Below are 25,375 nucleotides of genomic sequence, written 5' to 3'. Positions count from 1 at the left end.
ACGGCACCACCGCCCCAGCTCCCGCCCCGGAAAGTCGATATGACGACTCAGCCCCAGTCCATCCGGCCCACCGTCACCCCGTCGGCGACCGATCCGCGCACCCGGTGGATCGGGCTGGGCGGCGCTCTGGACCGCGACAGCGCCGACCGTCTCGTGTCGGCCGCGGCACGGCAGCTCGCCGAGCGCCCCGGGACCACGGAACTCCGTCCGGACTGCGCCGACATCACGTCCTGCGACGCCATGGGGCCGTCGGCGCTGCTCATGGTCCGCAGGCTCACCGAGGAGGCCGGCGCGTGTCTTCGGCCGGAAGGCCGGAGCGTCTGCCGGCTCAGACGGGGACGCGGGACCATCTCGTCGCGCCGCCGGTGCCGGCTCCGGACCCCGGAACGCCCGGGGCGGGCCGGCCCGGCGGACGCGGATGACCGCGCGGGGCGGTCAGGTGTTCTTGGGCAGCTTGACCACGGTCACGAAGAAGTCGTCGATCTGGCGCACGGCGGCGATGAACTGGTCCAGGTCGACCGGCTTGGTCACGTACGCGTTGGCGTGCAGTCGGTAGCTGCGCAGGATGTCCTCCTCGGCGGAGGACGTGGTCAGCACGACGACGGGGATGAGCGCCAGTTCGTCGTCCGACTTGATGCGCTCCAGGACCTGGCGCCCGTCGTACTTGGGCAGGTTGAGGTCCAGCAGGATCAGGTCGGGCCGGGGCGCGTCCGCGTGCTGGTTCCGGCGGTAGAGGAAGTCGAGCGCCTCCTCGCCGTCCCGCACCACGTGCAGGGTGTTGCGGATCTTGTTGTCCTCGAACGCCTCACGGGTCATCAGCTCGTCGCCGGGGTCGTCCTCGACGAGCAGGACCTGAATGGGTTCCGCGGGGGAAGTCACGTGCGTGCTCCTTCGTGTGGGCGCGACGCCTCGACGCGGTCGGCGGGGTCCGGCTGCATCGCGGGCAGGGTGAAGCACACACGCGTGCCCTCACCGGCGACACCGTCCAGCCCGATGCCGCCTCCGTGATGCTCGACGATCTTCCGGCACAGAGCAAGTCCGATGCCCGTCCCGTCGTACTCGTCGCGGCCGTGCAGCCGCTGGAAGATGACGAAGACCTTCTCCCGGAACTCGGGCTCGATGCCGATTCCGTTGTCCCTCACGCACAGCTGCCACTTGCCGTCCTCGGGCTCCGCCGTGCAGCTGACCACGACCTCGGGCGCCCGGTCGGGGTGGCGGAACTTCACCGCGTTGCCGATCAGGTTCTGCCACAGCATCGTGAGGGTCGTGGGGTCGCCGGTCACGGTGGGCAGGGGTCCCTCACGCACCACCCGGGCCCCGGTCTCGTCGAGGGAGACGCTGAGGTTGGCGAGTGCGCGGTCCAGTACGTCGTCCAGCGGGACCGCGGCCTGCTCCTCGCCGACCCGCCCGACCCGGGAGAAGGTCAGCAGGTCGTTGATGAGGATCTGCATGCGCTTGGCGCCGTCCACGGCGAAGTCGATGTACTGCTTGGCGCGGTCGTCCAGCTGGTCCCCGTAGCGCTTCTCCAGCAGCTGGCAGAAGGACGCGACCTTGCGCAGCGGTTCCTGGAGGTCGTGCGAGGCGACGTAGGCGAACTGTTCCAGCTCGGCGTTGGAGCGCTTCAGTTCGAGCGTCTGGGCGTCGAGTTCCGACGCCTGCTTCCGCAGCAGGGCCTCGCGGGCCTTGGACGCGGACAGCTCGTCGACGATCCGCCCGCGCATCTCCTCGACCGCGCGGGCCACCGCCTCCAGGTCCCGCGGCCCGTCCAGTTCGATCCGGTGCTTGAAGTCGCCGGCGCTCACCTCCTCCGAGGCCGCCTCCAGAGCCCTCAGCGGGCGTCCCACGATCCGGTGCAGGAGCAGCGTCAGCGCGAGGCCGCTCGCCAGGAAAGCGGCGAGCATGCCGATGAAGAAATAGGTGCGGAGCCGGCGGCTGTCATCTGCCGAGGCGCGGGTGTCGTCGCGCAGTCGGAGGATGTCTTTCTCCAGCTGCGCGAGCAGGGTCCTCGTCTCGTCGAACTTGGCCTTGCTCGCCTCCAGCCTGGCCGTGTCCCGTCCACCGGAGGCGGAGGTCCGGGTGGCCGCGACGAGGGGCTCCGCGAAGTCGCGGCGCCAGGTCTCGCCGGCCCGCTGGACGTCGCGCAGGTCGGCGGCTATCCGGGGATGCCCGGCCAGCTCCGTGACCAGCCGGTCGTGCAGTTCCTTCTCGTCCCGCTTCCCCGACTCGTACGGTTCGAGGAAGCCGGCGTCCTCGCTCAGCACGAAGCCGCGCACGCCGGTCTCCTGGTCGACCAGCGACGTCTCCAGCTGGTAGGCGAGGGACCGTGCGGGCTGGATGCGGTCGGTGAGCCGGTCGGTGCGGTCGTCCGCGCGGGTCTGCAGGACGCCGCCGGCCACGGCGAAGGCGACGACCAGCAGGACGTTCGCCGCCAGCACGACGTGGATCCAGCCCTGCACGCTCAGCCGCGCGACGGCCTTGCGCCGCTCGCCCGTGGCACCGCCCGTCGTGCCGTCGGGCTCCGTGGACACAGCCGGACGCGTCATGAGGCGCCGTCCGTCGTCAGGTGCAGGACGGCCACGTCGTCGGCGAGCCCGCCGTGGGCCGCGGTCAGTTCCCCGACCTCGTCGACCACGGCGTCGACGAACGCCCGCCCGTTCAGGCCTCTGTGTTTCCTCGCCACTTCGAGCAGTCCTTCTTCTCCCAGGCGTCTGTCCTGCGCCACGACGCCCTCGAAGAGGCCGTCGGTGAACAGGGTCAGCGCGCTGATGTCGTGCGCGGGCAGTTCGGTCTCCGGCCACCGGGCGTGGCCCGGGATCAGCCCGAGCGCGGGGCCGGGGGGCGGCTCCAGCAGGTCGATGCCGCCGGACGTGCGTACCAGCATTCCGGGGTGCCCGGCCCGGATCACGTGGAGCCGGCTGCGGTCCTCGCTCAGCCGCAGGACGGTGAGCGTGGCGAAGATGTAGTCGGCGGCCCGCTCGGCGCCGAGGATCTCCTCCAGCAGGCGGAGCTGTTCCGTGCCGACGCATCCGGAGAGGACGGCGGCACGCCAGGCCACCCGCAGGCAGACCCCGAGGGCGGCCTCTGCGGCGCCGTGGCCCGAGACGTCGCCGATCACCGCGTGCACGGTTCCGTCGGCGCTCTCCACGACGTCGAAGAAGTCTCCGCCCAGCAGCGCGTGATCGCGGCCCGGGCTGTAGCGGGAGGCCACGGCGCACCGGTCACCGCGCAGCAGCGGCGTGGGCAGCAGTCCGCGCTCCAGGCGCGCGTTCTCCCGGGCCAGCAGACGGCTGGCCTGGAGCTCGGCGCTCGACCTCTCCACCTGCTTGCGCTGGAGGGCGTACCGGACCGCGCGGCTCAGCGTCTCGGGTCCCAGACCGTCCTTGGAGAGGAAGTCCTGGGCGCCCTCGGCGACCGCGGCGAGTCCCGCCTCGTTCTCCGCCACGCCGGTGAGCACCACGACGGCGGCGTCCGGCGACTCGTCGCGGACGAGCCGTACCGCGCTCAGTCCGTGGGTGTCCGGCAGATGCAGGTCCAGGAGCACGCAGACGGCGTGCCGCGACCGCTTCAGGTACGCACGGGCCTCGGCCAGGGACTTGCACCAGGTGACGTCCATCGGCAGGCCGCTGTCCGCGAGGACCTCGCGCACCAGCAGGGCGTCCCCCGCGTCGTCCTCGACCAGCAGCAGGGTGGGCGCGTCGTCCAGCTCCCAGAGCGGGTCGGAAGTCCCCGGACGGGACACCACGTCGCGTTCACCGATCCCCAGTGGGCGATCTGCCACGCTCATCCCCTCGAATCACCTGCGCCGGCCTTCGGCTTCCGTGAGCCTACTGCGGCGGCGCGGCGAGCGGCCCCACGGATGGCCCATCGGGCGAGGCTCCCGTCACGTTCGGCCGGGCCCCGACAAGGCCGTACTCCCACCGTGGGTCTCCGGTTCAAGGGCGCAGGTCGAGGACGGCTCTGACGCACTTGCCGACCGGGACACGGCCGACCGTGACCTCGGTGGCGAGCGCGTGGACGATCTCGAGTCCGTGGCGGCCGATCCGGTTGGGGTCGCGCGGGAAGCGGCGCGGCAGGGTGGCGCTGCTGTCGTAGACCGTGACGGTGACCGAGCTGTCGGTGCCTTCGAGTTCCAGGATGTACGGCCCCTGGCTGTGCCGGTCCGCGTTGGTGACCAGTTCGCTCACGATCAGCATGAGGTCGCCGCCGGCCTGTGGGGCGACCTTCGCGCACCACTCGGAGCGGAGCTGCTCCAGGAAGAGCTCGGCGAAGGCTCGTGCTTCGGCGATGCACCCCGGCTCGCCTGTGTAGTGCGCCGTCCGCCTGAGCGGTTCGACGGGCACGTCGAAGCGAGTCGTTATCACTGCTCCGCCCAAGTGCTCGATCATGCGTGTCTCTCTCGGAAGCCGGTGGGTCCAGACGCTGCTGCAGACTGCTCGTACCCCGGGAACTCCTTCTCAGTCCCACCGATTTTCGCCGGGTCCCCCGAGGGTGGGGAAGCGCTCGCGCGGGGCCGGCCCGCGACGTTCGTCACAGGATTCCCACATGGGAACGGTGTCATCCCGCAGCAACAGGGCAGGGCCCCTTTTCGGAGAGCGCGAACGGTCACCGGGTGCGGTGCGATCACAGAGGTTGCGGACTGATGGAAGGCCAGACCCCTCAGATACGGGAGGACGTACTGCTTCGTGCGGCGGAGCAGTTGGCGGCCGCCGCGGAGATCCTGGTGGCCGTGTCGGCCCGGACGGCGATGTCGGTCGACAGCCGGCTCTCGCCTTCGCTGTTGCGAGCGCTGACCCTGGTCGGCACCTGCCCCGGTCTGAGTCTTTCGGCGCTCGCCGACCGCGCGCAGATCAGCCGCTCCCGGGCCAGCCGCGTCTGCGACAGCCTGGAAGGGGCCGGGCTGCTGACACGCTCCCTCATCTCCGAGGACCGCAGAGGCGTGTCGCTGGACCTGACACGGCACGGCCGCAGCGTCCTCGACGCGGTGCGGGAACAGCGCGCCGCCTGGATCAGGGAAGCGCTGCTGCGCATGCCGGACGCCGACCTCCGGGCGCTGCTGGCCGGACTGTGGTCGCTCGGCCCGTCGCTGGCCCGCGTGCGTCCGGAGCACGGCCGGGGGCCGTCCTGAGAGACGGTCCGGCGTCGTCGAGAGGCTGCGGGCGCGGCGCTCCGGTGCCATGGGGCGCCGCCGCGCCGAGCCGTCGGTGCCGTGCAGCGTTTCCGTGCGAGGAGGTCCGGCGTCGCCGGGGTCAGTCCTCGTGCGGTTCGTCGGCCTCCAGCGCCTCGGCCACCGTGCCGTACACGGGCAGCGCGTCCGAGACGCCGGTGATGCCCAGCAGCCTGTCCAGGTAGGGCGAGAGAGCCGCGAGCCGCAGCCGCGTCCCCAGCGCGCTGTAGCACCTGAGGACGACGTTGACCGTGGTCGAGTCCGCGAAGGTGACCCCGGCCAGGTCGAGGACCACCGGGCCCGGCCTGGCGGGCGCCGCCGAGGTGATCGCCTCCTCCAGCTGACCCGCGTTGTCGAGGTCGAGTTCTCCGTCGACGGTGATCACGGACGCGCGGCCGGTCTCGCGCACGGACAGTGACATGGCCGCCTGACCTGGACTCCGACCTGAATGCACAGCGATCCTTCTGGATGTCTTCGGGGACAGGGATGTCTGCGGGCATGGGGGTGGTCGCAGGCGGACGGCGGGCGCCGTCGTGGAGCGGTGTTCCGCCCTACCGTAGCCGGTCGTTGACCTCGGGCAATAATTGCCCGACGTAACGATCCGATACCTCTCTCCCGGCGGAATCGCCGCCGCCCGGGCCCCGGCCGCCGCCCGGCCGAACGGTGCATCCTCCGGTCCGCCCGGGGCAGACGGACTGAGCCGGATCGGCCGACTACGGCCGAGAGGCCTCAATGACCGGAGGTGGACGGTGGCCTGGTGGGTGTGGCTGGTCGTCGTTGTCGCTGCGCTGATGCTGCTGGCCGTGGCGGCGGTGTGGGTGCAGTCGAGCAGGCGGTCGGGGACCGTCATCGCGGTGCAGCGCGGACGCGGCTTCGGCAGGAGCGGCAGGAGGGGGGCGCCGTGAGCGAGCTGATGGGCGCGCGCGGCCTGGCCAAACGCCCGGTGGTCACGCTGGGCGGTGATGTGGTCGCCCAGGTCAAGGACACCGTCTTCGACGGTCCGGCGGGCCGGATCACCGGATTCACGCTCAGCGGCCGGGGGCTGCTCGCGGGTCCGCTGAAGCAGAGCCTGCCCTGGAGCGCGGTGCACTCGCTCGGCCGGCACGCGGTAATGATCAGCGGGCCCGACGCGCTCGCCGAACCGGCGGCGGTCGTCGCGCGGGGCGAGGCGGCGCACGGCAGGGTGCTGGGAGCCAGGGTGCTGACCGACGCGGGCGCCGAGGTCGGCACGGTGCTGGACATCGTGATCGAGGGCGGCACCAGCGGGCGTGTGGTCGGTTTCCGGATCGCCGCGCGGGAGGCCCTGGAGCCCGGATCGAAGCGGCGTCGGCACAAGGTGTTCGTCCCCCGGGGCGAGACGCTCGCCGTGTCCGGGCAGGCCCTGGTCATTCCGGCCGACGCGACCCGGTTCGTCGCCGACGACCTCGCGGGCTTCGTCAGCCAGGTCGAGGCGTTCCACATCCGCAGCGCGGCGGACCGGGCACCGGAGCCCGAGGAGAACGCGCACACGGGGGTTCCGGACGGGTTCGAGAAGGGGACGACGGCGTGATGATGTTCTCCCAGGCCCGCGGGCTGCCGGTCGTGACGCTGGGCGAGGCGAACGAGATCGGCGTCGTCGAGTCGCTGACCCTGGACGCAGCGTCCGGAACGGTCACCCATGCCCGGATCTCGGGGGCACGGGGCCGCAAGGAGACGGCGATCGCCTGGAGCGCCTTCCACGCGTTCGGCCCCGACGCCGCCCTCGTCCGGCCCGACCCCGCGCCGGACGCCCCGCCCGCACCCCCGGAGCATCGCGAAGCCCTGCGCGCCAAGGTGCTGACGGAGGACGGCGACGAGCGGGGCACCGTCAAGGACATCGCCTTCGACCCGGCCACGGGCCGCGTCGAGAAGATCTACACCGCGCTGGGCGAGATCCCCGGCGACCGGTTGCTCGGCCTCGGGGACTACGCCCTGGTGGTCCGGACGGGCTGAGCCGGCTCCGGCCGGCCCGTCCGTCCGGAGCCGTCGGTTCAGAGCACCCGGTCACCGGTGACCGGCGGCGGCCCGCCGAGCGAGGATCCGGACTCGGACGTGGCGGCCGACTCCGACGTCGCTCCGGAGGCGGAGGAGTCCGGCGGCGGCTCCGGGGCCGATGACGTCGGCGGGGACGGGGGCGACGGAGGCGCGGACGTCTTGGACGAGGGCGCCGACGGGGACGAGGAGGAGGGCCCGGACGACGTCTCGCAGCCCGACGGCGGCACCCCGTGCGGGGAGACGCACGGCGACGCGGACTCGGAGCTCGACGAACTCACCGACGGGGACGGCCGTTTGGCCGGCGGCTTGGTCTTCTTGTCGTTCTCGCCGGTGTCGCCCTTCTCGCGCCGGAACCAGTCCTCGTGCTCCGGGTCGAAGAGGACGAAGACGTTGACGACCGTCGTCGCCGGGGTGACGAACACGATGTTCTGCGGCCGGTACGAGGGCCAGGCGTCGCCCTTCGTCCTGGGTGCCGTCTTCTGCGGGACCGGCGGGGTCAGCGGGTTGCCGCACGCACAGCGCACCCGCGGCACACCGCGGTCGTCGACCAGCACGGCCGTGCCCGCCTGAAGGACCGCCTGGTAGCTGGTGGCGGCACCGTCGCGGTAGCCGTGGTTGGTGACCCACGTGTCCATGCGGAGCTGGACCGGAGTGAGCGAGCGCAGGTAGGCGGGGACGTCGGAGGGCTGGACCCCCGCCACCGAGGCGAACGCCTTGTTCTTGGCCGGGGCCTTCTGGAGGGCGGAGACCTGCTCCTCCACGTCACAGGCGGCGACCTTGCGGGTCCCGCCGTAGAGGCCGGGTGCCGAACCGTCCACGGCGCGCACCGCTTTCGCGGACTCGGACGTGCCGCTCGGCGGTGCGGGGGTCTCGGGCGTGGTGGAGCTGTCCTTCGCCGTGGACTCCGTGTACGGGTCGGGTCCCGTCTCGGCGGCGGGCTGCAGGAAGACCTCGCCACCGGAGTTCGCCGAGCCGCCGGACGAGTCGTCCGGCCGGGTGAGGACGACGGCCAGGATCACCGCCGCCACGACGGCGGTGGCGATCACCGCCACGCGGGGGGCCGATCGCCACCACGGTCGGTCCGGGCCCCCGCCGCCCCTGCTCGCGCCGCCGCGTCCGGAGGGACCACCCGGTCCGCTGCCGCCACCGTCACCGCCGCCCGGGCCGCCCGCACCCGGATCACCGCCCGACGACCCCTGCGGGGGCCGGGCGTTCGGCTGCGTGGGGCTCGGCTGGGACGGACCCGGCTGCGAGGGGCCCGACAGCGGGCCCGACGGAGGTCCTGTGGGACGGCCGGAGGACGGCGGTTCGACGCTCACGAGCTCTTCTTCCCTGCGTAGAGATCGCGCGGCACCTCGTACCTTCTGTGCCGCTTCATTCCACAATGGGCTCATTGTGTGCCCCGGCCCCGCGTCCCCCGCAAGCGGACGCGGTCCGCCGTCCGGGGCGGCCGGACGCGGTCGGCCCCCTCCGGCGGGCGGACCTCTCCCGTCCTGCTTAGCGTGGCCACGTGAGCCCCCAGACACCGTCCGACCAGGCAGTCGCCCGCCACGGCTGGATCCAGGCCGTCCTCACGGTCCTGGCCGGGCTGATCGTGATGGGCGTGGTCGCCGCCCTCGGGCTGTGGGCGGCCGGTGCGGCCGATCTCCCGGACAACGCGTTCCCCCGAGTGGTCGCGGCGACCGTGGTGACCGCCGTCGGCGGCAGCATCGAGCTCTCGGGGGACGCCGGGGACATCGCGGACACCCAGGCCGGCCTCACCGTCATGCCGCTGTCGGTCACCCTCGCCGGAGCCCTGGTGATCGCCGCGGGGTTCCTGCGCCCGCTGCGGCACCGGGCGGTGGCCGGAGCAGCGGAACTGGGCGGCTGGGCCGCCCGGGTCGCCGCCGTGTGGCTGGTGGGGCTCATCGGGATCGCGCTCGCGGCACGGCAGACCTTCGAGATCTCGCTCGGCGACGGCATCGTGTCCGACCTCGGCGACCTGCTCGGTGCCTCCCCGAAGGTGGGCTTCGAGACGGACCTGCCGGTCACCGTGGTGTTCGGGCTGCTGTGGCTGGCGGGCGTCCTCGTCCTGGCGCTGCTCGTCTCACCGCGGGCTCCGCTGCCGGCCCGGCTGGTGCGCTTCCAGGAGTCGGTGCGCCCCGCCGCCTACGCCATGGTCGCCCTGCTGCTGTGCGCCGTGGCGGTCGGGGGCATCGTCGCCCTGGTGGTCGCGGCCACCCGCGGTCACGTCGCGGAGACCTTCGCGGTGATCCTGCTCGGCCTTCCGAACCTCGTCTGGCTCGCCTTCACGATCGGCCTCGGCGCCTCCTGGGAGGGCCGCGTCGAAGGGCCCTTCGGACTGCCCATGCCGCACGTCCTCGACGAGGTGCTGCGCACCCGCGACATCTCCACCCTCAACCTGAGCACCCTCGCCGAGTACGACGGCCGGGTGTGGTGGCTGGTGGCCGTCGACGCCGTCCTGCTGCTGGGCGCCGCCTTCCTGATGGCGACCCGCTCCCCCGCCCGGGTGCGGACCTGGCAGCACGCCGTGCACATGGCGGCCGCGCTCGCGCTGACCGTGCTCATGATCTGCCTCGTCGCCCGCATCTCCGCCCACTACGGACTGTCGCTGCTGGGCATCGGGGACCTCGGCGGCGGCCTGTCCGGACAGATCCTGCTGCGGCCCCGGATCTGGACGGCACTCGGGTTCGCCGTGCTGTGGGGGCTCGTCACCGGCTTCCTCGGCGCCCTGGCGGCGACCCGGGTGCACCGGCGGGGCGAGGTCGCCGACCAGGCCGGCCGCGGAGGCCACTGACCACCGGGGCGGTCGGCTTCGTCACGGCAGGCGCTCAGCGGACGAAGACCGGTCGTGCCCAGTCCGGCGGCTCGGGCGGGGGGCCGGGCCGCTCGGGCGTGCCGGCGGCACCGTGGTCCACCCGGGTCGGCGTACGCCCTCCCGCCACCCGCCCCGTCACGGCGGCCCGCAGCGCCGCCGTGAACGCGAGGCAGGAGTCGTACCGGTCGTCGGGGCTCTTGGCCAGCGCCCGCGCCAGCACGGCGTCCGCGCCCGAGGTGAGGTCCGGACGCTTCTCGGTGAGCGGCGGCGGCTGGTCGTACTGGTGGGCCCAGAGCAGGGCCATGTCGTCGTCCCGCTGGAAGGGCGGCTTGCCCGTCAGGGTCTCGTACACGACGCAGGCGAAGCCGTAGACGTCGCAGCGTCCGTCGACCGGCCGCCCGGAGATCTGCTCGGGCGCCACGTAGTCGAGGGTTCCGACGAACTGGCCGACGGTGGTGAAACCGGTCAGCGACAGCGACTTCTTGGTCAGCCCGAAGTCCGTCAGGTACACGTGTTCGGGGTGGTCGCTGTCGGTGCCCTGCGCCACCAGGATGTTGCCGGGTTTGACGTCCCGGTGGACGAGTCCGTGCGCATGCGCGGCGTCGAGTGCGGATGCCACCTGCGCGGCGATGCGGAGGGCCGTACCGGCGGGCAGGGGGCCCTCCCGGTCCAGCAGATGACGCAGGTCCTGCCCGGCGACGTACCGCATCGCGATGTAGAGGACGCCGTCCGTCTCGCCCGCCTCGAAGACCGGCACGATGTGCGGGTGGTCGATGGCCGCGGCCACCCGCGACTCGTGGGTGAAGCGGCGGCGGAAGGTGTCGTTGCGCGCCAGCTCGGGAGCGAGCAGCTTGAGGGCGACGGTCCGGTCCAGGCGAAGGTCCTTGGCGCGGTACACGACCGCCATGCCTCCGCGCCCGATCTCGCGTTCCAGCCGGTACCCGGCGATCTGCTTCCCCACCAGGCCCGAGGGTCGTCCCGCGTACAGGCTCGTGTCGTGGGACGTGTCGTCCATCAGACGTCACCTCGCCGGGTGTCGTGCGGTCGCGCGTCCTCCGGGGTGTCCGTCACGCGCGGCACGACCCGGGTCGGTTCGGGGCCGTCGGCGTCGTCGGCGTCCCGTACGAGCCGGGTCGGCTCCCCGGATTCGGGCTCCCGCGCCGGACGGGCCGCTCCGGCCTCCCCGCCCCCCATGAGCCGCGTCGGCTCGTACCCGTCCGCGCCCCCCACGACCCGCGTCGGCTCGTGCCCGTCGGTTCCGCCCGCGAGCCGCGTCGGATCCGTCGGCGTCGGCTCCTGCGCTTCGGGGGCCGCACCGGTGTCCGGTCGCTCCTCGAAAGGGGGCGGCTCGGCCTCGGGGGCGGGTTCCCGTACGACGCGGGTGGCCTCCCGCTGCGGCCGGGCCGGCTGCCGGGCCTCGGCGGAGGGCTCCCCCGGCGCGGCGTACGTGCTGAGCCGCGTGCCGTCGGTGTAGACCCAGCGTTCGTGCTCGGCGTCGTAGAGCCACACGGACTCGCCGTCGACGACCACTCCGGCCCGCATGCCGTGCGTACGGGTCCGGAAGGCCTCGCCGTCGACACGACCGGCGGTCAGGTCCTCCGTCGCGCTCCGGTAGCGGGCGAGCGACTCCTGGACGCGGGTGAGGAGCGGACGCGGGTCCGCCGTGCGGGTGAGCGGACTGCTCGCGGCAGGCGGCGCCTGGGGCACGGCGACCAGCAGCCGGCCGTCGACCCAGGCGGACCAGCCGTTGGCGCAGAGGACCCGCGCCCAGTCCCCGCTCCGGTCGAGGAGCTGGACGGGGAGCAGGGCGTCGAGCGGCACCGTGGGACGCGAGGGATCGGGGCTCTCCCAGGCGGACATTCCGTCCTGGGGGACGACGTGGGTGGGCCGGAAGTCGGGAGCCGTCATCGCACCTACTTCCGCATGACCGCTGGCTCGTGGCGCCTCAGCAGCCGTGCCACCAGGTACCCGAAGACGACCGAGAGCACGACCAGCATCCCGATGTTCAGCAGCCACACGCCGACCGAGTGCTTGAACAGGGGATCACCCGTGAGTTCCCCGGGGACGATGCGGGCGAGTCCGATCGTGCCCGCCATCGCGCCCAGCGCCCAGCGCGAGGGCACCAGCCAGGCCAGCTGCTCGATGCCGGGCACACCGTTCAGCTTCAGCAGGGCGCCGCAGAAGACCACCTGCACGATCGCCAGCAGCACCAGCAACGGCATCGTGACCTCCTCCTTGCGCACCAGCGCGGAGACGAGCAGGCCGAGCATCATCGCGGTGAAGGCGAGCATGGCCACGGCGACCGTGATCTCCACGAGGGGCGGCAGGAGGACTCCCTCGCCACCGGGTGCGTTGAGGTCGACGCCCAGCAGGGCGACCAGGGTCAGGACGACCGCCTGGAGGACCGTGATGGTCCCGAGGACGACGACCTTGGACATCAGGTACGCCGATCTGGACAGCCCGACCGCGCGCTCCCGCTGGTAGATGACGCGTTCCTTGACCAGTTCGCGCACGGCGTTGGCCGCCCCGGTGAGCACACCGCCGACACACAGGATGAGCAGCGCGTTCATCGCCGTCTCCTGGGTCAGCCTGCTGCCGGCCAGCGCCCGGGCCATCGCGCCCATCACGAACGGCAGCGCGATCATGATGATCAGAAACGTCCGGTCGGCGCCGAGTGCTGCGGCGTAGCGTCTGACCAGGGTGCGGAGCTGGGCACCCCAGCTCTGGGCCTTGGGCGGGGGTCCGAAGACGGGGGCCGGCTCCCCCGCCGGCAGGGCGGGCTGGGCGGACGAGTTGACGATGTACCGCCGGTTGAGGACGGAGTCGCGGTACTCCCCCGCCCAGTCCCGGTCGTGGTCCCGCTCGAAGGCCTCGAACGCCTCGGGCCATTCCTGGAAACCGAAGAAGGCGAGGGCCTCGTCGGGCGGCCCGTAGTACGCCACCCTGCCGCCGGGCGCGAGCACCAGGAGGCGGTCGCAGACGTCGAGGCTGAGCACGCTGTGCGTGACCACGATGACGGTGCGGCCGTCGTCGGCGAGACCGCGCAGCATGTGCATCACCGAGCGGTCCATGCCGGGGTCGAGGCCGGACGTGGGCTCGTCGAGGAAGAGCAGTGACGGCTTCGTCAGCAGTTCGAGGGCCACGCTGACCCGCTTGCGCTGACCGCCGGAGAGGCTGTGGATGGGCTGCCCGGCCCGCTCCTGGAGCCCGAGTTCGCGGATCACCTCGTCGACCCGGGCGAGGCGCTCGGCCTTGGCGGTGTCCTGCGGGAAGCGCAGTTCGGCGGCGTAGGTGAGCGCCCGGCGCACGGTCAGCTGCGCGTGCAGGATGTCGTCCTGCGGCACGAGCCCGATGCGCTGGCGCAGCTCGGCGTAGTCCCGGTAGAGGTCGCGTCCGTCGTACAGGACCGTGCCGCGGTCGGCGGGGCGCTGGCCGGTCAGGGCGTTCAGCAGGGTGGACTTGCCGGCGCCGCTGGGGCCGACGACCGCGAGGAGGCATTTCTCGCCGACGGGAAAGGACACCTGGTCGAGGAGGGTCTTGCGGCCGTGGTCGACGGCGACCTCGAGGTCCTGGACGTCGAGGGAGACCTCACCGGTGTCGACGTACTCCTGCAGCTGGTCGCCGACGAGGCAGAAGGCGGAGTGTCCGATGCCGACGATGTCGCCGGAGGTGATGACGGCCGAGTCGACGGGCTGTCCGTTGAGGAACGTGCCGTTGTGGCTGCCGAGGTCGACGATCTCGTATCTGCCGTCGGGGCGGGCGCGCAGTTCGGCGTGCCGGCGCGAGACCACGAGGTCGTCGATGACCAGGTCGTTGTCGTCGCCGCGGCCGATGCGCACGGTGCGCGAGGGCAGTGGCCGTACGGTGGTCGGCTGCCGGAACGTCCCGGTCGCGGACGGGGTCCGGACGGCGGACGGGCGTTCGGGGGTGGGCGGCGGGCGGTCCACGAGCAGGACGCGGGGCCCGTCGGAGGGATTGCCGAAGCGGATCACACTGCCGGGGCCGACGCCCCACTCGTGGACGCGGCGCCCGTCGGCGAAGGTGCCGTTCGTGCTGTCCTCGTCCTCGATGGTCCAGTGATCGCCCGCCGGCCGCAGCACCGCGTGGTGCCACGAGACCCTGATGTCGTCGATGACGACATCGCTCAGTGGATCCCGCCCGACGTGGTAGTCACGGCTGGGACTGATCACCTTGGAGCCCGCCTCGGTTTCGAGGACGAGTTCGGGCGCTGTCGACACGACCGGCCGCTCTCCCATGCCTGAATTCTAGCGATTCATCCGCATGTACGCCTGGGCGGCGCTTCCGAGGGGTGGGCGAAGGCTCCCGTGGCACGAAGCGCCTCGGGCCCGCACGTCGCGGCGTGCGCGCCAGTCCGCGCGCGGGCGTCAGGCGGCGGGTGTGGAGAGCACCGGGACGAAGCGCTGCATGCGCAGCGCGTCCACGGACTCCGCGAGCAGTTCGTACTCGGTGGTGTCGTCGTTCGTGGTGATGCGGACGAGCTTCCCTGCGGCCAACTCCTCGGCGACCAGCTCCTGTTGCACACTGTCGCCGCACCAGGCGCGCAGCATGGCCGGCACGTCGGGGACTCCCGGCCCGACCGGCGCGATGGAGTTCGGGGGGAAGTTCGGGTTGTCCGGGTGCGGGTCGAGGCGCTCGGCGATCCAGGAGGCGCGGTCGCGCATCCACCACAGGGCAAGCGCCAACGTGGGCGCGCGGTAGGTCCCCAGGGGGACACCGACGCGCTGACCGCCGCATATTCCGTACGCGGTCACATGGCACAGGAATTCGTCGTGCACGATCGCTCCCCCATTACGGCGCTCGCTGCCGGCCCGGCCTCTCTTTCCTTGCGGCTCGTGCGGTCCACGGTGGTGCGGGTTGTTCCTCGGTGCGTCGGTGCTCGGCGGGCGTGGCTGAATCGCCCTGTCAATCGAGTATCGTCACTACTGACACTCTGTCACCATGCCATTCCAGCCAGTCTCTTGGCATATTCACGGCCGCGTTTGGCCGAAACGGTTCGGGGCCTCTTACCCCCGGGGTAATCGACGGCGCCGCCGGCCGCCCGGCATGGTTGCGGTACCGGATCCCGGCGGCACACCGCACTCCGGAATCCGGACCCTGACCAGTGCGAACACCTCGATGGAGGCTGATCGACCATGCCCGCAGGAATTGAGCGTCATGCAAGCGCCGTGGCCCGCTACTTCGAGGCCTGGAACGCCCGGGACCCGGAAAGCCGGGCGAAGGCGGTGGCCGCGGCCTGGGCCGTGGACGGCACGTACACGGATCCGCTGGCGGACGTCCGCGGTCACGAACAGCTGGCGGCCGTGATCGCGGCGGCGCAGGAGCAGTTCCCCGGTTTCTCGTTCCGGCTCACGGGCTCGGTCGACGCCCATCACGACGTCGCCCGCTTCACCTGGGAGCTGGTCGGCGACGCGGACGGCGCGGCGCCCGTCGCCGGATTCGACGTGATCACCCTCGACGCGGAGGACCGCATCCGGAGCGTGGCCGGCTTCCTGGACCGGATACCGGCCGCCGCCTGACCGCCGGCGATGAGTTTCTCCGCCCGCGGTGGTCTCTTGAACAGAGGAACCGACGGAAAGCGGAGAAACCCATGAGCACGGCGAACACGCTGGACGAGCATTTCACGGCGGTGCTGCGGAAGAGCCCGGAGAAGGGCGGCTGGACCTACCTCGTCTGGCCGGACTCCGCCGCGTTCTTCCGCACCCGCGGGCTGGTCAAGGTGCGCGGCACCATCGACGGCCATCCCTTCCGCAGCTCCTTCATGGCCCTGGGCGACGGGACGCACAAGCTCCCCGTCAAGGCCGAGGTGCGCAAGGCGATCGGCAAGGAGGCGGGGGACACCGTCGACGTGCACCTGGAGGAGCGTCTCGACGCCCCGGACCAAGGGAGCCCGGCCGGCTGACGGGGGCCGCCCGGGCCCGGGAGCCCGGGCCGTCGCCCGGGTGCCTAGCGGCCGGTCGCGCCGATGATCCGGTCGATCCGGGACAGCTCCTCGTCGGTGAAGTCCAGCGCGCCGGTCGCCGCCACGCTGTCCTCCAGCTGCCGGGGGCTGCTCGCGCCGATCAGGGCCGAGGTGACCCGGCCCCCGCGCAGCACCCAGGCCAGCGCCATCTGGGCCAGGGACTGGCCGCGGGACTTGGCGACCTCGTCCAGGGAGCGCAGCTGCCGCACCAGGTCCTCGGTGACGGTGTCGGCGCTGAGGAACGGGCTGTCGCTCGCCGCCCGCGACCCCTCGGGGATGCCGTCGAGGTAGCGGCTGGTGAGCAGGCCCTGCTCCAGGGGCGAATAGGCGATGGAGCCGACCTGGAGCTCGTCCAGCGTGTCCAGGAGCCCCTCCTGCTCGGGGCGGCGGTCGAGCATCGAGTAGCGCGGCTGGTGGATCAGCAGCGGCGTGCCCAGGTCACGAAGGATCCGGGCGGCTTCCCGGGTCTGCTCCGGCGAGTAGTTCGAGACGCCGACGTACAGCGCCTTGCCCTGGACGACCGCGGAGTGCAGGGCGCCCATCGTCTCCTCCAGCGGAGTCTCCGGGTCGGGCCGGTGCGAGTAGAAGATGTCCACGTAGTCGAGGTTCATCCGGGCGAGGCTCTGGTCGAGGGAGGACAGCAGGTACTTGCGCGAGCCCCACTCGCCGTACGGGCCCGGCCACATCAGGTATCCGGCCTTGGTCGAGATGACCAGTTCGTCGCGGTAGGGGGTGAAGTCCGCCCGCAGCGCGTCCCCGAGGGCCGACTCGGCGGCGCCGGGCGGCGGGCCGTAGTTGTTGGCCAGGTCGAAGTGGGTGACACCCAGGTCGAAGGCCCGGCGCAGGATCTGCCGCTGGGTGTCCACCGGACGGTCGGGGCCGAAGTTGTGCCACAGTCCGAGCGACAGCGCCGGGAGCTTCAGGCCGCTGCGCCCGGTGCGGCGGTAGGGCATGGCCTCGTAACGGTCTGTGTGCGCCGTGAACAACGTGGGCTCCTGGAGAAGAGTGCCGATGGAGACGCCCTCCACTCTCGCGCGACCACCCGCCAGTGGTCCAACAGGAGAATCGGATGGGATTCAGCGTCTAGGCTTCTCAGTCATGGAACTGCGCCATCTCCAGCATTTCGTCGCCGTCGCCGAGGACCAGCACTTCACCCGTGCGGCGGAGCGGCTGCTCGTCTCGCAGTCGGGCCTGTCCGCCTCCATTCGCGCCCTGGAACGGGAGCTGCAGGCCCCGCTGTTCGTGCGGACCACGCGTCGGGTGACGCTGACGGAGGCCGGCCGTGCCCTGCTGGGCGAGGCTGAGCGCATCCTCGCCCAGGTCCGGGCCGCCCACGACGCGGTCGCCGCGGTGCAGGGCGTCCTGCGCGGCACCCTGTCGCTCGGGACCGAGCAGTGCGTCGCCGGGGTGGGGGTGGCCACGCTGCTGGCGGCGTTCCGGCGGCGTCACCCCGACGTGGAGATCCGGCTGCGGCAGGCGGGGTCGGGGGCACTGGCGGAGGAGGTGGCGGCCGGGCGCCTGGACCTGGCGTTCGCCGTCCGGACGCAGTCGGACACCGACCGGCTGCGCTCGGTGCCGCTGACCGGGGAGCCGATGACCGTCCTGTGCCATCCCGCGCACCGCCTCGCCACCGGCGCCCCCGTGACGCCGGCGGACCTGGGCGGCGAGGCCTTCGTCGACTTCCACCCCGACTGGGGGCCGCGGCGCGTCACCGACACCGCCTTCGCCATGGCGGGCGTCGGCCGGACGGTCACCCTGGAGGTCAGCGATGTGCACAGCCTCCTCGAACTGATCCAGCAGGGACTCGGCATCGCCGTCGTCCCGCGCCACTTCGGCCACAAACCCGAGGCGGCGGCCCTCACCGCGCTTCCCCTGGAGGGCACCGGGGACGTGTCCTACGAGACCGTCGCGATGCTCCCTCCCGAGGAGGCCACCAGTCCCGCCGCCCGGGCGCTGATGAGCCTGCTCGCCGACCAGTCGCAGGACGGGGAGCAGGCGCCGGCCGAACCCGCTCTCGTGTGACCGGCCGCGCCCCCTGCCGCTGCCGCCCGCCGGACCGGGCCGCAGCGGACCGGTCCGGCGGACCGCTGCGGCCCCGTCGCCTCACCCGGCGGATCGGCCGAACTCGGCGTGCAGGCGCCTGGTGTGGTCCAGGTACCTCTCGGGGCCGGTCAGCGTGACCGTCGCCGTGAGCCGCGGATCGGTGCTGGACGCGGCCAGCCGCAGCTCCAGGTCGCCCGGCTCCACCACGCGGCGCCCGTCGCGCCCGGTGAACGAGGCGAGGTCGGCCGGTACGGTCACCCGGACCCTTTGCCGCTCGCCCGGCGCGAGCGGCACCCGCGTGTAGCCGATGAGCCGCTGCACCGGTTGCACGACCGAGGCGACCGGATCGTGCAGGTACAGCTGGACGACCTCGGTACCCGCGCGGCCACCGGTGTTGCCCACGGTGAAGGCCAGTGCGAACTCGCCGTCCGTGGGCGCCTCCTTCACGTCCACGGCGAGATCGCTCCACGTGAACGCGGTGTAGGACAGGCCGTGTCCGAAGCCGAAGGCCGGGGTGGGGTCGATGTTCGACACCTCGCTGGCCTGGGCGAGCCGGGCGCCCAGATAGGTGGCCGGCTGTGCGCCCGGGCTGCGCGGCACGCTGACGGGCAGCCGTCCGCAGGGGTTGGTGCGGCCGCTGAGGACACCCGCGATCGCGGTGGTGCCCTCCGCCCCGGGGAAGAACGACTGCACGACGGCGGCGGCCCGGTCCGTGGCGCCGCCCAGTGCGTAGGGCCGTCCGGCGACCAGGACGGCGACGACCGGCGGGCCCGCGTCCAGGACCGCGTCGAGGAGCTGCTGCTGGGCTCCGGGAAGCGCCAGCGAGTCGGCGTCGCACCCCTCGCCGCTGGTCCCGCGGCCGAAGAGCCCGGCCCGGTCGCCGAGGGCCGCGACGACCAGGTCCGCCTGACCGGCCAGGCGCACCGCCTCGGCGAGGCCGGAGGTGTCGCCGTCGTCGATGCCGGTACCGCGGGCCACGGTGATGTCGGCGTCGGGGAACTCCCGTTCCAGGGCGTGCCGCAGGGTCGGCAGGTCGATCCCCACCGGGACCCGCGGGTGGTGCACGCCGACGTGGAGAGGGAAGGAGTAGCAGCCGAGCACGGCGGTCGGCTCGTCCCCGTTGGGCCCCACCAGGGCGATGCGGCGCGGACGGTCCAGCGGCAGCGTCCCGTCGTTGCGCAGCAGCACCACGGCCTGTTCGGCGATCTCCCTGGCGAGTGCGCGGTTCGCCGGTGTGTCGAGGTCGACCGTGCCGCGCAGGCCCGGCGTGTCGTGCGGGTCGGCGGCGGCCAGCGCCGGCGGCGCCGGGCTCCAGTCGGCGTCCAGCAGACCCAGTCGCACCTTCTGCGTGAGCACGCGGCGCAGCGCCCGGTCGACGAGCGCCTCGGGCACCCGTCCGTCCGCGACCGCCTCCCGCAGGGGTGCGCCGAAGGTCTTCACGGTGGGCAGTTCGACGTCGACGCCCGCGTGGAGCGCGGCCCCGGCGGCGTCCGCCCAGCTGTCCGCGACACCGTGCAGGATCTTCAGGAAGGCGATCCCGAAGTAGTCGGCGACGACCGTGCCGTCGAAGCCCCAGGCGTCCCGGAGCAGGCCGGTCAGCAACTGCTCGTCGGCGGCCGAGGGCACCCCGTCGGTGTCGGTGTAGGCGTGCATCACCGACTGGGCCCCGCCCTCGCGCAGCGCCATCTCGAAGGGCGGGAGCAGGACGTCGGCGCGTTCGCGGGGGCCGACCGCGACGGGGGCCAGGTTGCGTCCGGCGCGTGAGGCCGAGTAGCCGACAAAGTGCTTGAGGGTGGCGACGACCCCGGCCGACTCCAGGCCCCGCGCGTAGGCGGTGCCGATGGTGCCGACGAGGTAGGGGTCCTCTCCGATGGTCTCCTCGACACGGCCCCAGCGGGCGTCCCGGACCACGTCGAGCACCGGCGCGAGGCCCTGGTGGACGCCCACGGAGCGCATGTCTCGGCCGATGGCGGCGGCCATCCGGCGGACGAGGTCCGGATCGAACGTGGCTCCCCAGGACAGGGGCGCCGGGTAGGCGGTGGCGCCCCAGGTCGCGAAGCCGGCGAGGCACTCCTCGTGGGCGATGGCCGGGATGCCGAAGCGGTTCGACGAGGCGACGCGCTGTTGGGTGCGCATCAGGGAGAGCGCGCCGAGCGCGGGGTCGACGGGGGCCGTGCCGAACGGCCGGGTCAGCTGCCCCAGGCCGGCCGGCAGGAGGGTGTCGATGTCGACGGCCTCCTCCATGTCGTGCTGGTGGGGCGCCACTTCGCCGCCCTCGTCGGAGGCGCCGACCCAGACGCCGAAGAGCTGGGCGAGCTTCTCCTCGACGGTCATGGCGGCGATCAGGGCCAGGACGCGGGTGTCGGTGTCCTGGGCGGGGTCGTTCCAGACGTGCGGGAAGGAAACGGGGGTGGTCTCAACTGCCACGTTGGCGGTCACTTTCCTCCGACGCCCATGAGTCCCTGGACCAGGGCGCGACGGGCGAACAGGTAGACGAGCAGGACGGGCATCATGGACAGCACCACGGCGGCCAGCAGCCCGGGGATGTCGATGCCGTGCTCGGTTTGGAAGTTGTAGAGGCCCAGCGTGATCAACTTGGTGGAGTCGGACTGGGTCAGGACGAGGGGGAACAGGAAGCCGTTCCACGCCTGGAGGGCGGAGAACACCACGATGGTGGACAGCCCGCTCTTGGACAGCGGCAGCACGAGCTGGAAGAACACGCGCCGCGTGGACGCGCCGTCCATGGCCATCGCCTCGAACAGCTCCTGGGAGATGTCGCGCATGGCGCCGCTGAGGATCAGCGCGGTGATCGGCATGCAGAAGGCGGCGGTCGGCAGGATGACGCCGATGAGGTTGTCGTAGAGGCCGGCTTTGCTGATCAGGTAGAACATCGGGACGATCACGGCCTGGGCCGGGATGGCGAGACCGAGCAGGAACAGCCGGAACACCCCCGAGGTGACCCGGCCGCGGGCGCGCACGATCGCGTAGGCGAGCGGCGGTACCAGCAGGAGCACCAGACCGACGACGCACACGGTGACGATGACGGTGTTGAGGAAGTAGCGCCCGAAGCCGTTGGAGAAGGCTCCGGTGTAGTTGTCGAGGGTGAAGCCGTCCGGGAAGGACAGGGGGCCGTTCTGCGCGTACTCGGAGCGGGGCTGCACGGTCGCGGCGAGCATGACGTACAGCGGCAGGCCGACGAGCAGGAGCCAGCCCACGGAGGCCGCTCCGGCCACGTAGTTGGGGCGTCGTTTCATGACAGACCCTCCGTGGAGCCGCGCATCTTGTCGTAGCCCGAGACCCGCACGACGATCAGCGAGACGATCGTGGCGGCGATCACCAGGACGAGCGCGATGGCCGAGGCGGCCCCGAAGTCGAAGCCCTTGAAGGCCTTTTGGTACATGTAGTAGGCGCTGATGGTGGTGTCGGTGCCGGGCCCGCCCTGGGTCAGGATGAGCACCGTCTCGAAGGTGGTGAGCCCGCCGACCACCATGAGGATCATCGAGGTGATGATGGAGTTGCGGAGCTGCGGCAGGGTGATGTGGAAGAACTGCCGGTAGCGTCCTGCCCCGTCGATCTCCGCCGCCTGGTAGAGCACTTGGGGTACGGCGCGGGCGGCTCCCTGGTAGATCAGGGTGTGGAACGGCGTGAACTGCCAGGTGCTCACGAAGGCGAGCACACCGATCGCGGTGGACTGGTTCCCGAACAGGTTGCCGTCGCCGAAGAGCCACTTCGCCTGGGACGGCACCCCGAAGTTGGGATCGAGCAGCGCCCGCCACAGTACGGAGACGGCGGTGGAGGACAGCAGCAGCGGGACGAAGTAGATCGTGGACAGGACGGCCCGGTTGCGCTGCCGTCCGGCGGCCCAGACTCCGAGCAGGATGCTCAGCGGGGTCTGCAGGGCCACACCCAGCGCGGTGATCAGCAGGCTCAGCCAGATGCTCTCGATCATGACCGGGTCCTCGAAGATCCGGCTCCAGTTGTCCGTGCCGACGAACTCGGGCGACCCCAGTCCGCTCCAGCTGGTGAAGGACAGGACTCCCACCATGATCAGCGGGGCGATCGCGAAGAGGCCGAAGAACACGGTGGCGGGGAGCGCCCAGACGAATCCGGGATGTCCCACGCCGGAGCCGACGGCCCCCTTCGTACGGCGCGGGGCGGCCTTGTCCGCCGGCGTGGGCGGACGGACGCGCGTCATCTGTGTGGTCATGGCGGACTCAGGCGGTGGGGAGGGCCTGCATGGCCTTGATGAAGCCGTCCGCGTCGAGCTGGCCGTTGAAGAACTGCTGGACGGCCTGGTGGATGGGGGTGATGGCGGCCGGCGGGTAGGCCTGGTCCCACGACAGCTGGAAGGTCGGGGCCTTCTTGACCAGGTCGAACTGGTAGCGCGAGTACTCGGGGCTGGCGGCGGTGCCGAGGAACTTCTCGGTGTTCGTGGTGGTCGGCAGGTTGCCGATGGACAGCTGCTTCTTCACGAAGCCGTCGGAGTACATCAGCTTCAGGAACTCCGCGACCGCCTCGGGGTGCTTGGTCTTCTTCAGCACCGAGTAGAAGTTGTTGGTGTTGCCGACGAGGGCCGCCGGGTCGCCCTTGGCGCCCGGGACGCTCGGGAAGGCGCCGTAGCCGAGGTCGTTCTCGGCGAACTTCTTGTTGGCGTCCTGCTGGGTGGAGTACTCCCAGGAACCCATCAGTTCGAAGCCGGCCTTGCCGCTCGCCAGCAGCGCGGGCGAGCCGCCGTCGGTGAACTTCACCGAGTCGAAGTTGCTGCCGAAGGCGCCGGCGTCGATCAGCTCCTTCAGCATGCCGAGCGCCTTCCTGCTGTCCGCGCTCGCCCAGGCGTCCTTGTCCCCGTCGAGGGCCTTCTTGAAGAGGTCAGGCCCGGCGACCCGGTCGTAGAGGTACTCGAACCACATCAGTGTCGGCCACTGGTCGCCGCCCCCGAGCGCGATCGGCGTGACGTCGGCGGCCTTGAGCTTCTTGACCGCGTCGAGCAACTCCTCCCACGTCTTCGGCTGTTCGACGCCCGCGTCGGCGAGCACCTTCTTGTTGTTGAAGAGCAGGACGGGCTGCGTGCCGCGCATCGGTATGCCGTACGACGTCCCGTCGATGACCGCGGTGTCGAAGACGGAGGGCAGGAACTTGGACTTCAGCCCGGGGTCGTCCTTGATCATGTCGTCGAGCGGCAGGAGCAGATCCGCCTTCACGAACGGCTGGATGCTGCCGCCGCCCCAGTTGAAGAACACGTCCGGAGCCTGCGGGGTGCTGATGATCGTCTGCAGCTTCTGCTGGTAGTCGGCCCCGGGGATGGTGTCCAGGACCGCCTTGACCTTCGACGTCCTGTTGAAGTCGGCGACGATCTGCTTCTCGACCTTGTTGGTGGCGTCCCCGTACACGAGGACGTGGATCTTCCCCCCGTCCGAGGACGACGTGCCGTCCCCGTCCCCGCAGGCCGCGAGGCTCAGGGCCAGGGCCATCGTCACGCCTCCGGCGAGCATCCGGGGAAACCGCACACGTGTCTTCATGGCGCACCTTTCGAAAGTTTCGGCCGCATTGCCGAAAGTCGCTGCGATTCCTGGACCGTAAGGGAGGCCTTTCCGGGGGTCAACGGGGGTGCAAGTGCGCGATCAAACCGTTACCGAGCAGCTCGCCCCTGCTTCGCTCCTGCACACAACCGGCCACACTGGAGGGATCTGCGCGCAAGTGGTTGACCGGCCCGAGCCGTGCCCATAAGTTCTGCGCAGCCATTCGGAAACACGCTCGCAACTTTCGAAGGCGTATCGCTGCACTTTCATCCGCCCCACCCTCAGGCACGCTGCCGGACCACTCCGGCGACCCGTAGAAGGGGATGACATGCACATGATTGCCACGGTTCCATCCGTCGACCGCGGGGCCGCGCCGCCGCCGCGACGGCGGTCCCGCACCCGGAGGGCGCTCGGCCTGGTCACCGCGGGACTGCTCGCCACCGGCGGCGTCGGCGCCCTCGCGGACACCGCCCACGCGGCCACCACACTCGGCTCCGCGGCAGCCGCGCAGGGCCGCTACTTCGGCACCGCCGTCGCGGCCAACCACCTCGGCGAGTCGGCGTACGCGGCCACGCTCGACCGGGAGTTCACCTCGGTGACCCCCGAGAACGAGATGAAGTGGGACGCCGTCGAGCCGAGCAGGAACGCGTTCAGCTTCGGCGCGGCCGACCAGATCGTCGGCCACGCCCAGAGCAAGGGCATGAAGGTCCGCGGCCACACGCTGGTGTGGCACTCCCAACTGCCCGGCTGGGTCGGTGGACTGGGCGCCGCCGACCTGCGCACGGCGATGAACAACCACATCACGCAGGTCATGCAGCACTACAAGGGGAAGATCCACTCCTGGGACGTGGTCAACGAGGCCTTCCAGGACGGCGGCAGCGGTGCCCGCCGCAGCTCGCCGTTCCAGGACAAGCTCGGCAACGGCTTCATCGAGGAGGCCTTCCGCACGGCCCGCGCCGCCGACTCCGGTGCGAAGCTCTGCTACAACGACTACAACACCGACGGCGTCAACGCGAAGAGCACCGCCGTGTACAACATGGTGAAGGACTTCAAGTCCCGCGGTGTGCCGATCGACTGCGTGGGCTTCCAGTCGCACTTCAACAGCGCCTCGCCGGTGCCTTCCGACTACCGCGCCAATCTGCAACGCTTCGCCGACCTCGGAGTCGACGTCCAGATCACCGAGCTCGACATCGAGGGCTCCGGCACCGCCCAGGCCACCAGCTACGGCAACGTCGTCAAGGCCTGCCTCGGTGTCTCGCGCTGCACCGGCATCACCGTATGGGGCATCACCGACAAATACTCCTGGCGCAGCAGCGGTACTCCCCTGCTCTACGACGGCAACTACGCCGCCAAACCCGCCTACGACGCGGTGATCTCGGCCTTCGGCGGGACCGGGGGCGGAGGCGGAGGCGGCGGTGCCACCTGCACCGTGTCCTACACCCGGACCGCGCAGTGGAACGGCGGCTTCAACGGCCAGGTGACCGTGACCGCCGGCAGCACCGCCATCAGCGGCTGGACCACCACCGTCACGGTGACACCGCCCCAGAAGGTCTCCGCCACCTGGAACGGCTCACCCACCTGGGACGGCAGCGGCAACGTCATGACGATGCGGCCCAACGGCAACGGCAGTCTGGCCGCCGGCGCGTCGACGAGCTTCGGCTTCACCGTCATGACCAACGGCAACACGTCGGCGCCCGCGATCGGGAACTGCACCGCCTCCTGACCGCGCCGCCCCGGGCCGTCCGGGCCGCCCCCGGGTGGGGGGAAGACGCGGGGGGGGGACCACAAGATAAACCCCACCCCACCAACACGAGCGGAAGAGAGAGACAGACAAACCA

25 protein-coding genes are annotated in these 25,375 nt (G+C 71.7%); 9 read left to right on the top strand and 16 right to left on the bottom strand.

Going from position 1 to position 25,375, the window contains the following annotated elements:
- Window positions 1-47: 47 nt before the first annotated feature.
- The 5 genes from ACZ4NT_RS05710 to ACZ4NT_RS05690 all read right to left on the bottom strand — a co-directional run bounded on the left by ACZ4NT_RS05710 (window position 48) and on the right by ACZ4NT_RS05690 (window position 4,385).
- Window positions 48-263, bottom strand: coding sequence for a hypothetical protein (locus ACZ4NT_RS05710; RefSeq protein WP_467723701.1), 216 nt, complete (start codon window positions 261-263; stop codon window positions 48-50).
- A 172-nt stretch (window positions 264-435) separates the two neighbouring features.
- Window positions 436-879: a response regulator gene (locus ACZ4NT_RS05705; RefSeq protein ID WP_121408159.1), complete on the bottom strand. Its 444-nt coding sequence runs from the start codon at window positions 877-879 to the stop codon at window positions 436-438.
- Window positions 876-2,543, bottom strand: coding sequence for a sensor histidine kinase (locus ACZ4NT_RS05700; RefSeq protein WP_467723699.1), 1,668 nt, complete (start codon window positions 2,541-2,543; stop codon window positions 876-878). Before ACZ4NT_RS05700 ends, ACZ4NT_RS05705 begins: the two co-directional genes overlap by 4 nt.
- Window positions 2,540-3,784: a PP2C family protein-serine/threonine phosphatase gene (locus tag ACZ4NT_RS05695; RefSeq protein ID WP_467723697.1), complete on the bottom strand. Its 1,245-nt coding sequence runs from the start codon at window positions 3,782-3,784 to the stop codon at window positions 2,540-2,542. Before ACZ4NT_RS05695 ends, ACZ4NT_RS05700 begins: the two co-directional genes overlap by 4 nt.
- A gap of 148 nt (window positions 3,785-3,932) precedes the next feature.
- Entirely contained in the window at window positions 3,933-4,385 is a 453-nt protein-coding gene (locus ACZ4NT_RS05690) for an ATP-binding protein (protein WP_121408162.1), read from the bottom strand.
- 254 nt (window positions 4,386-4,639) lie between these two features.
- Between ACZ4NT_RS05690 and ACZ4NT_RS05685 the strand changes: the two genes are divergently transcribed.
- Complete coding sequence (locus tag ACZ4NT_RS05685) at window positions 4,640-5,125, top strand: MarR family winged helix-turn-helix transcriptional regulator (protein ID WP_467723694.1); 486 nt, start codon at window positions 4,640-4,642, stop codon at window positions 5,123-5,125.
- 121 nt (window positions 5,126-5,246) lie between these two features.
- Here the strand turns inward: ACZ4NT_RS05685 and ACZ4NT_RS05680 are convergent, their stop codons facing one another.
- Entirely contained in the window at window positions 5,247-5,585 is a 339-nt protein-coding gene (locus ACZ4NT_RS05680; RefSeq protein WP_121408164.1) for an STAS domain-containing protein, read from the bottom strand.
- A 328-nt stretch (window positions 5,586-5,913) separates the two neighbouring features.
- Here ACZ4NT_RS05680 and ACZ4NT_RS05675 point away from each other — a divergent pair, with 328 nt between their 5' ends.
- The 3 genes from ACZ4NT_RS05675 to ACZ4NT_RS05665 are packed head-to-tail and all read left to right on the top strand — an operon-like array spanning window position 5,914 to window position 7,135.
- Complete coding sequence (locus ACZ4NT_RS05675; RefSeq protein ID WP_183117163.1) at window positions 5,914-6,069, top strand: hypothetical protein; 156 nt, start codon at window positions 5,914-5,916, stop codon at window positions 6,067-6,069.
- Window positions 6,066-6,713, top strand: a complete 648-nt coding sequence (locus ACZ4NT_RS05670) for a PRC-barrel domain-containing protein (protein ID WP_467723691.1) — start codon at window positions 6,066-6,068, stop codon at window positions 6,711-6,713. The genes ACZ4NT_RS05675 and ACZ4NT_RS05670 overlap by 4 nt, the downstream gene beginning before the upstream one ends.
- The gene (locus ACZ4NT_RS05665; RefSeq protein ID WP_467724148.1) at window positions 6,713-7,135 is read left to right on the top strand and encodes a PRC-barrel domain-containing protein; all 423 of its coding nucleotides are present in this window, start codon (window positions 6,713-6,715) and stop codon (window positions 7,133-7,135) included. Before ACZ4NT_RS05670 ends, ACZ4NT_RS05665 begins: the two co-directional genes overlap by 1 nt.
- Before the next feature lie 38 nt (window positions 7,136-7,173).
- Here the strand turns inward: ACZ4NT_RS05665 and ACZ4NT_RS05660 are convergent, their stop codons facing one another.
- On the bottom strand, window positions 7,174-8,496 hold the full coding sequence (locus ACZ4NT_RS05660; RefSeq protein ID WP_467723689.1) for a DUF6777 domain-containing protein: 1,323 nt from the start codon (window positions 8,494-8,496) through the stop codon (window positions 7,174-7,176).
- Between the two features lie 191 nt (window positions 8,497-8,687).
- Here ACZ4NT_RS05660 and ACZ4NT_RS05655 point away from each other — a divergent pair, with 191 nt between their 5' ends.
- Complete coding sequence (locus ACZ4NT_RS05655) at window positions 8,688-9,974, top strand: streptophobe family protein (protein ID WP_467723687.1); 1,287 nt, start codon at window positions 8,688-8,690, stop codon at window positions 9,972-9,974.
- 34 nt (window positions 9,975-10,008) lie between these two features.
- Here the strand turns inward: ACZ4NT_RS05655 and ACZ4NT_RS05650 are convergent, their stop codons facing one another.
- The 4 genes from ACZ4NT_RS05650 to ACZ4NT_RS05635 all read right to left on the bottom strand — a co-directional run bounded on the left by ACZ4NT_RS05650 (window position 10,009) and on the right by ACZ4NT_RS05635 (window position 14,791).
- On the bottom strand, window positions 10,009-11,010 hold the full coding sequence (locus ACZ4NT_RS05650) for a serine/threonine-protein kinase (protein ID WP_467723685.1): 1,002 nt from the start codon (window positions 11,008-11,010) through the stop codon (window positions 10,009-10,011).
- Complete coding sequence (locus ACZ4NT_RS05645; protein ID WP_467723683.1) at window positions 11,010-11,903, bottom strand: SH3 domain-containing protein; 894 nt, start codon at window positions 11,901-11,903, stop codon at window positions 11,010-11,012. Before ACZ4NT_RS05645 ends, ACZ4NT_RS05650 begins: the two co-directional genes overlap by 1 nt.
- A 5-nt stretch (window positions 11,904-11,908) precedes the next feature.
- Window positions 11,909-14,251: an FHA domain-containing protein gene (locus ACZ4NT_RS05640; RefSeq protein ID WP_121408168.1), complete on the bottom strand. Its 2,343-nt coding sequence runs from the start codon at window positions 14,249-14,251 to the stop codon at window positions 11,909-11,911.
- 129 nt (window positions 14,252-14,380) lie between these two features.
- Window positions 14,381-14,791 (bottom strand): hypothetical protein, encoded by a 411-nt coding sequence (locus ACZ4NT_RS05635; protein ID WP_121408169.1) that lies wholly within the window; start codon window positions 14,789-14,791, stop codon window positions 14,381-14,383.
- 357 nt (window positions 14,792-15,148) lie between these two features.
- Between ACZ4NT_RS05635 and ACZ4NT_RS05630 the strand changes: the two genes are divergently transcribed.
- Both ACZ4NT_RS05630 and ACZ4NT_RS05625 read left to right on the top strand, forming a co-directional pair.
- On the top strand, window positions 15,149-15,532 hold the full coding sequence (locus ACZ4NT_RS05630) for a nuclear transport factor 2 family protein (protein ID WP_121408170.1): 384 nt from the start codon (window positions 15,149-15,151) through the stop codon (window positions 15,530-15,532).
- Window positions 15,533-15,603: 71 nt separating this feature from the next.
- Entirely contained in the window at window positions 15,604-15,915 is a 312-nt protein-coding gene (locus tag ACZ4NT_RS05625; RefSeq protein WP_121408171.1) for a DUF1905 domain-containing protein, read from the top strand.
- Window positions 15,916-15,959: 44 nt separating this feature from the next.
- Here ACZ4NT_RS05625 and mgrA read toward each other — a convergent pair whose 3' ends face one another.
- On the bottom strand, window positions 15,960-16,961 hold the full coding sequence (gene mgrA / locus ACZ4NT_RS05620) for an L-glyceraldehyde 3-phosphate reductase (RefSeq protein WP_121408172.1): 1,002 nt from the start codon (window positions 16,959-16,961) through the stop codon (window positions 15,960-15,962).
- Between the two features lie 112 nt (window positions 16,962-17,073).
- Here mgrA and ACZ4NT_RS05615 point away from each other — a divergent pair, with 112 nt between their 5' ends.
- Window positions 17,074-17,997 carry a LysR family transcriptional regulator gene (locus ACZ4NT_RS05615; RefSeq protein WP_467723678.1) on the top strand — a complete coding sequence of 308 codons (924 nt, stop codon included), beginning with the start codon at window positions 17,074-17,076 and terminating at the stop codon, window positions 17,995-17,997.
- 81 nt (window positions 17,998-18,078) lie between these two features.
- Here ACZ4NT_RS05615 and ACZ4NT_RS05610 read toward each other — a convergent pair whose 3' ends face one another.
- From ACZ4NT_RS05610 to ACZ4NT_RS05595, 4 genes are read right to left on the bottom strand one after another with little or no spacing between them, the layout of a single operon-like run.
- Window positions 18,079-20,457: a beta-xylosidase/alpha-l-arabinosidase gene (locus tag ACZ4NT_RS05610; RefSeq protein WP_467723676.1), complete on the bottom strand. Its 2,379-nt coding sequence runs from the start codon at window positions 20,455-20,457 to the stop codon at window positions 18,079-18,081.
- Complete coding sequence (locus ACZ4NT_RS05605) at window positions 20,454-21,272, bottom strand: carbohydrate ABC transporter permease (RefSeq protein ID WP_467723674.1); 819 nt, start codon at window positions 21,270-21,272, stop codon at window positions 20,454-20,456. Before ACZ4NT_RS05605 ends, ACZ4NT_RS05610 begins: the two co-directional genes overlap by 4 nt.
- Window positions 21,269-22,225, bottom strand: coding sequence for a carbohydrate ABC transporter permease (locus ACZ4NT_RS05600; protein WP_467723672.1), 957 nt, complete (start codon window positions 22,223-22,225; stop codon window positions 21,269-21,271). The genes ACZ4NT_RS05605 and ACZ4NT_RS05600 overlap by 4 nt, the downstream gene beginning before the upstream one ends.
- Before the next feature lie 7 nt (window positions 22,226-22,232).
- Window positions 22,233-23,537: an ABC transporter substrate-binding protein gene (locus ACZ4NT_RS05595; RefSeq protein ID WP_467723670.1), complete on the bottom strand. Its 1,305-nt coding sequence runs from the start codon at window positions 23,535-23,537 to the stop codon at window positions 22,233-22,235.
- Window positions 23,538-23,871: 334 nt separating this feature from the next.
- Between ACZ4NT_RS05595 and ACZ4NT_RS05590 the strand changes: the two genes are divergently transcribed.
- A complete protein-coding gene (locus ACZ4NT_RS05590; protein WP_121408178.1) occupies window positions 23,872-25,260 on the top strand; it encodes a glycoside hydrolase family 10 protein in 1,389 nt (462 codons plus the stop codon).
- The last annotated feature ends 115 nt before the right edge of the window (window positions 25,261-25,375 follow it).

The sequence above is a fragment of the Streptomyces sp. NPDC026417 genome, from assembly GCF_055567695.1.
Note: the sequence above shows the minus strand (reverse complement) of the source record. Positions and strands in the feature narration are given on the sequence as shown.

What these genes read in the sequence shown, in the direction of transcription:
- ACZ4NT_RS05615 (WP_467723678.1), top strand. Translation starts at nt 17,074, where the DNA reads ATGGAACTGCGCCATCTCCAGCATTTCGTCGCCGTCGCCGAGGACCAG.
- ACZ4NT_RS05590 (WP_121408178.1), top strand. Translation starts at nt 23,872, where the DNA reads ATGATTGCCACGGTTCCATCCGTCGACCGCGGGGCCGCGCCGCCGCCG.
- ACZ4NT_RS05640 (WP_121408168.1), bottom strand. Translation starts at nt 14,251, where the DNA reads ATGGGAGAGCGGCCGGTCGTGTCGACAGCGCCCGAACTCGTCCTCGAA.
- ACZ4NT_RS05595 (WP_467723670.1), bottom strand. Translation starts at nt 23,537, where the DNA reads ATGAAGACACGTGTGCGGTTTCCCCGGATGCTCGCCGGAGGCGTGACG.
- ACZ4NT_RS05690 (WP_121408162.1), bottom strand. Translation starts at nt 4,385, where the DNA reads ATGATCGAGCACTTGGGCGGAGCAGTGATAACGACTCGCTTCGACGTG.
- ACZ4NT_RS05650 (WP_467723685.1), bottom strand. Translation starts at nt 11,010, where the DNA reads ATGGACGACACGTCCCACGACACGAGCCTGTACGCGGGACGACCCTCG.
- ACZ4NT_RS05600 (WP_467723672.1), bottom strand. Translation starts at nt 22,225, where the DNA reads ATGACCACACAGATGACGCGCGTCCGTCCGCCCACGCCGGCGGACAAG.
- ACZ4NT_RS05630 (WP_121408170.1), top strand. Translation starts at nt 15,149, where the DNA reads ATGCCCGCAGGAATTGAGCGTCATGCAAGCGCCGTGGCCCGCTACTTC.
- ACZ4NT_RS05605 (WP_467723674.1), bottom strand. Translation starts at nt 21,272, where the DNA reads ATGAAACGACGCCCCAACTACGTGGCCGGAGCGGCCTCCGTGGGCTGG.
- ACZ4NT_RS05710 (WP_467723701.1), bottom strand. Translation starts at nt 263, where the DNA reads ATGAGCAGCGCCGACGGCCCCATGGCGTCGCAGGACGTGATGTCGGCG.
- ACZ4NT_RS05645 (WP_467723683.1), bottom strand. Translation starts at nt 11,903, where the DNA reads ATGACGGCTCCCGACTTCCGGCCCACCCACGTCGTCCCCCAGGACGGA.
- ACZ4NT_RS05680 (WP_121408164.1), bottom strand. Translation starts at nt 5,585, where the DNA reads ATGTCACTGTCCGTGCGCGAGACCGGCCGCGCGTCCGTGATCACCGTC.
- ACZ4NT_RS05685 (WP_467723694.1), top strand. Translation starts at nt 4,640, where the DNA reads ATGGAAGGCCAGACCCCTCAGATACGGGAGGACGTACTGCTTCGTGCG.
- ACZ4NT_RS05665 (WP_467724148.1), top strand. Translation starts at nt 6,713, where the DNA reads ATGATGTTCTCCCAGGCCCGCGGGCTGCCGGTCGTGACGCTGGGCGAG.
- ACZ4NT_RS05695 (WP_467723697.1), bottom strand. Translation starts at nt 3,784, where the DNA reads ATGAGCGTGGCAGATCGCCCACTGGGGATCGGTGAACGCGACGTGGTG.
- ACZ4NT_RS05700 (WP_467723699.1), bottom strand. Translation starts at nt 2,543, where the DNA reads ATGACGCGTCCGGCTGTGTCCACGGAGCCCGACGGCACGACGGGCGGT.
- ACZ4NT_RS05625 (WP_121408171.1), top strand. Translation starts at nt 15,604, where the DNA reads ATGAGCACGGCGAACACGCTGGACGAGCATTTCACGGCGGTGCTGCGG.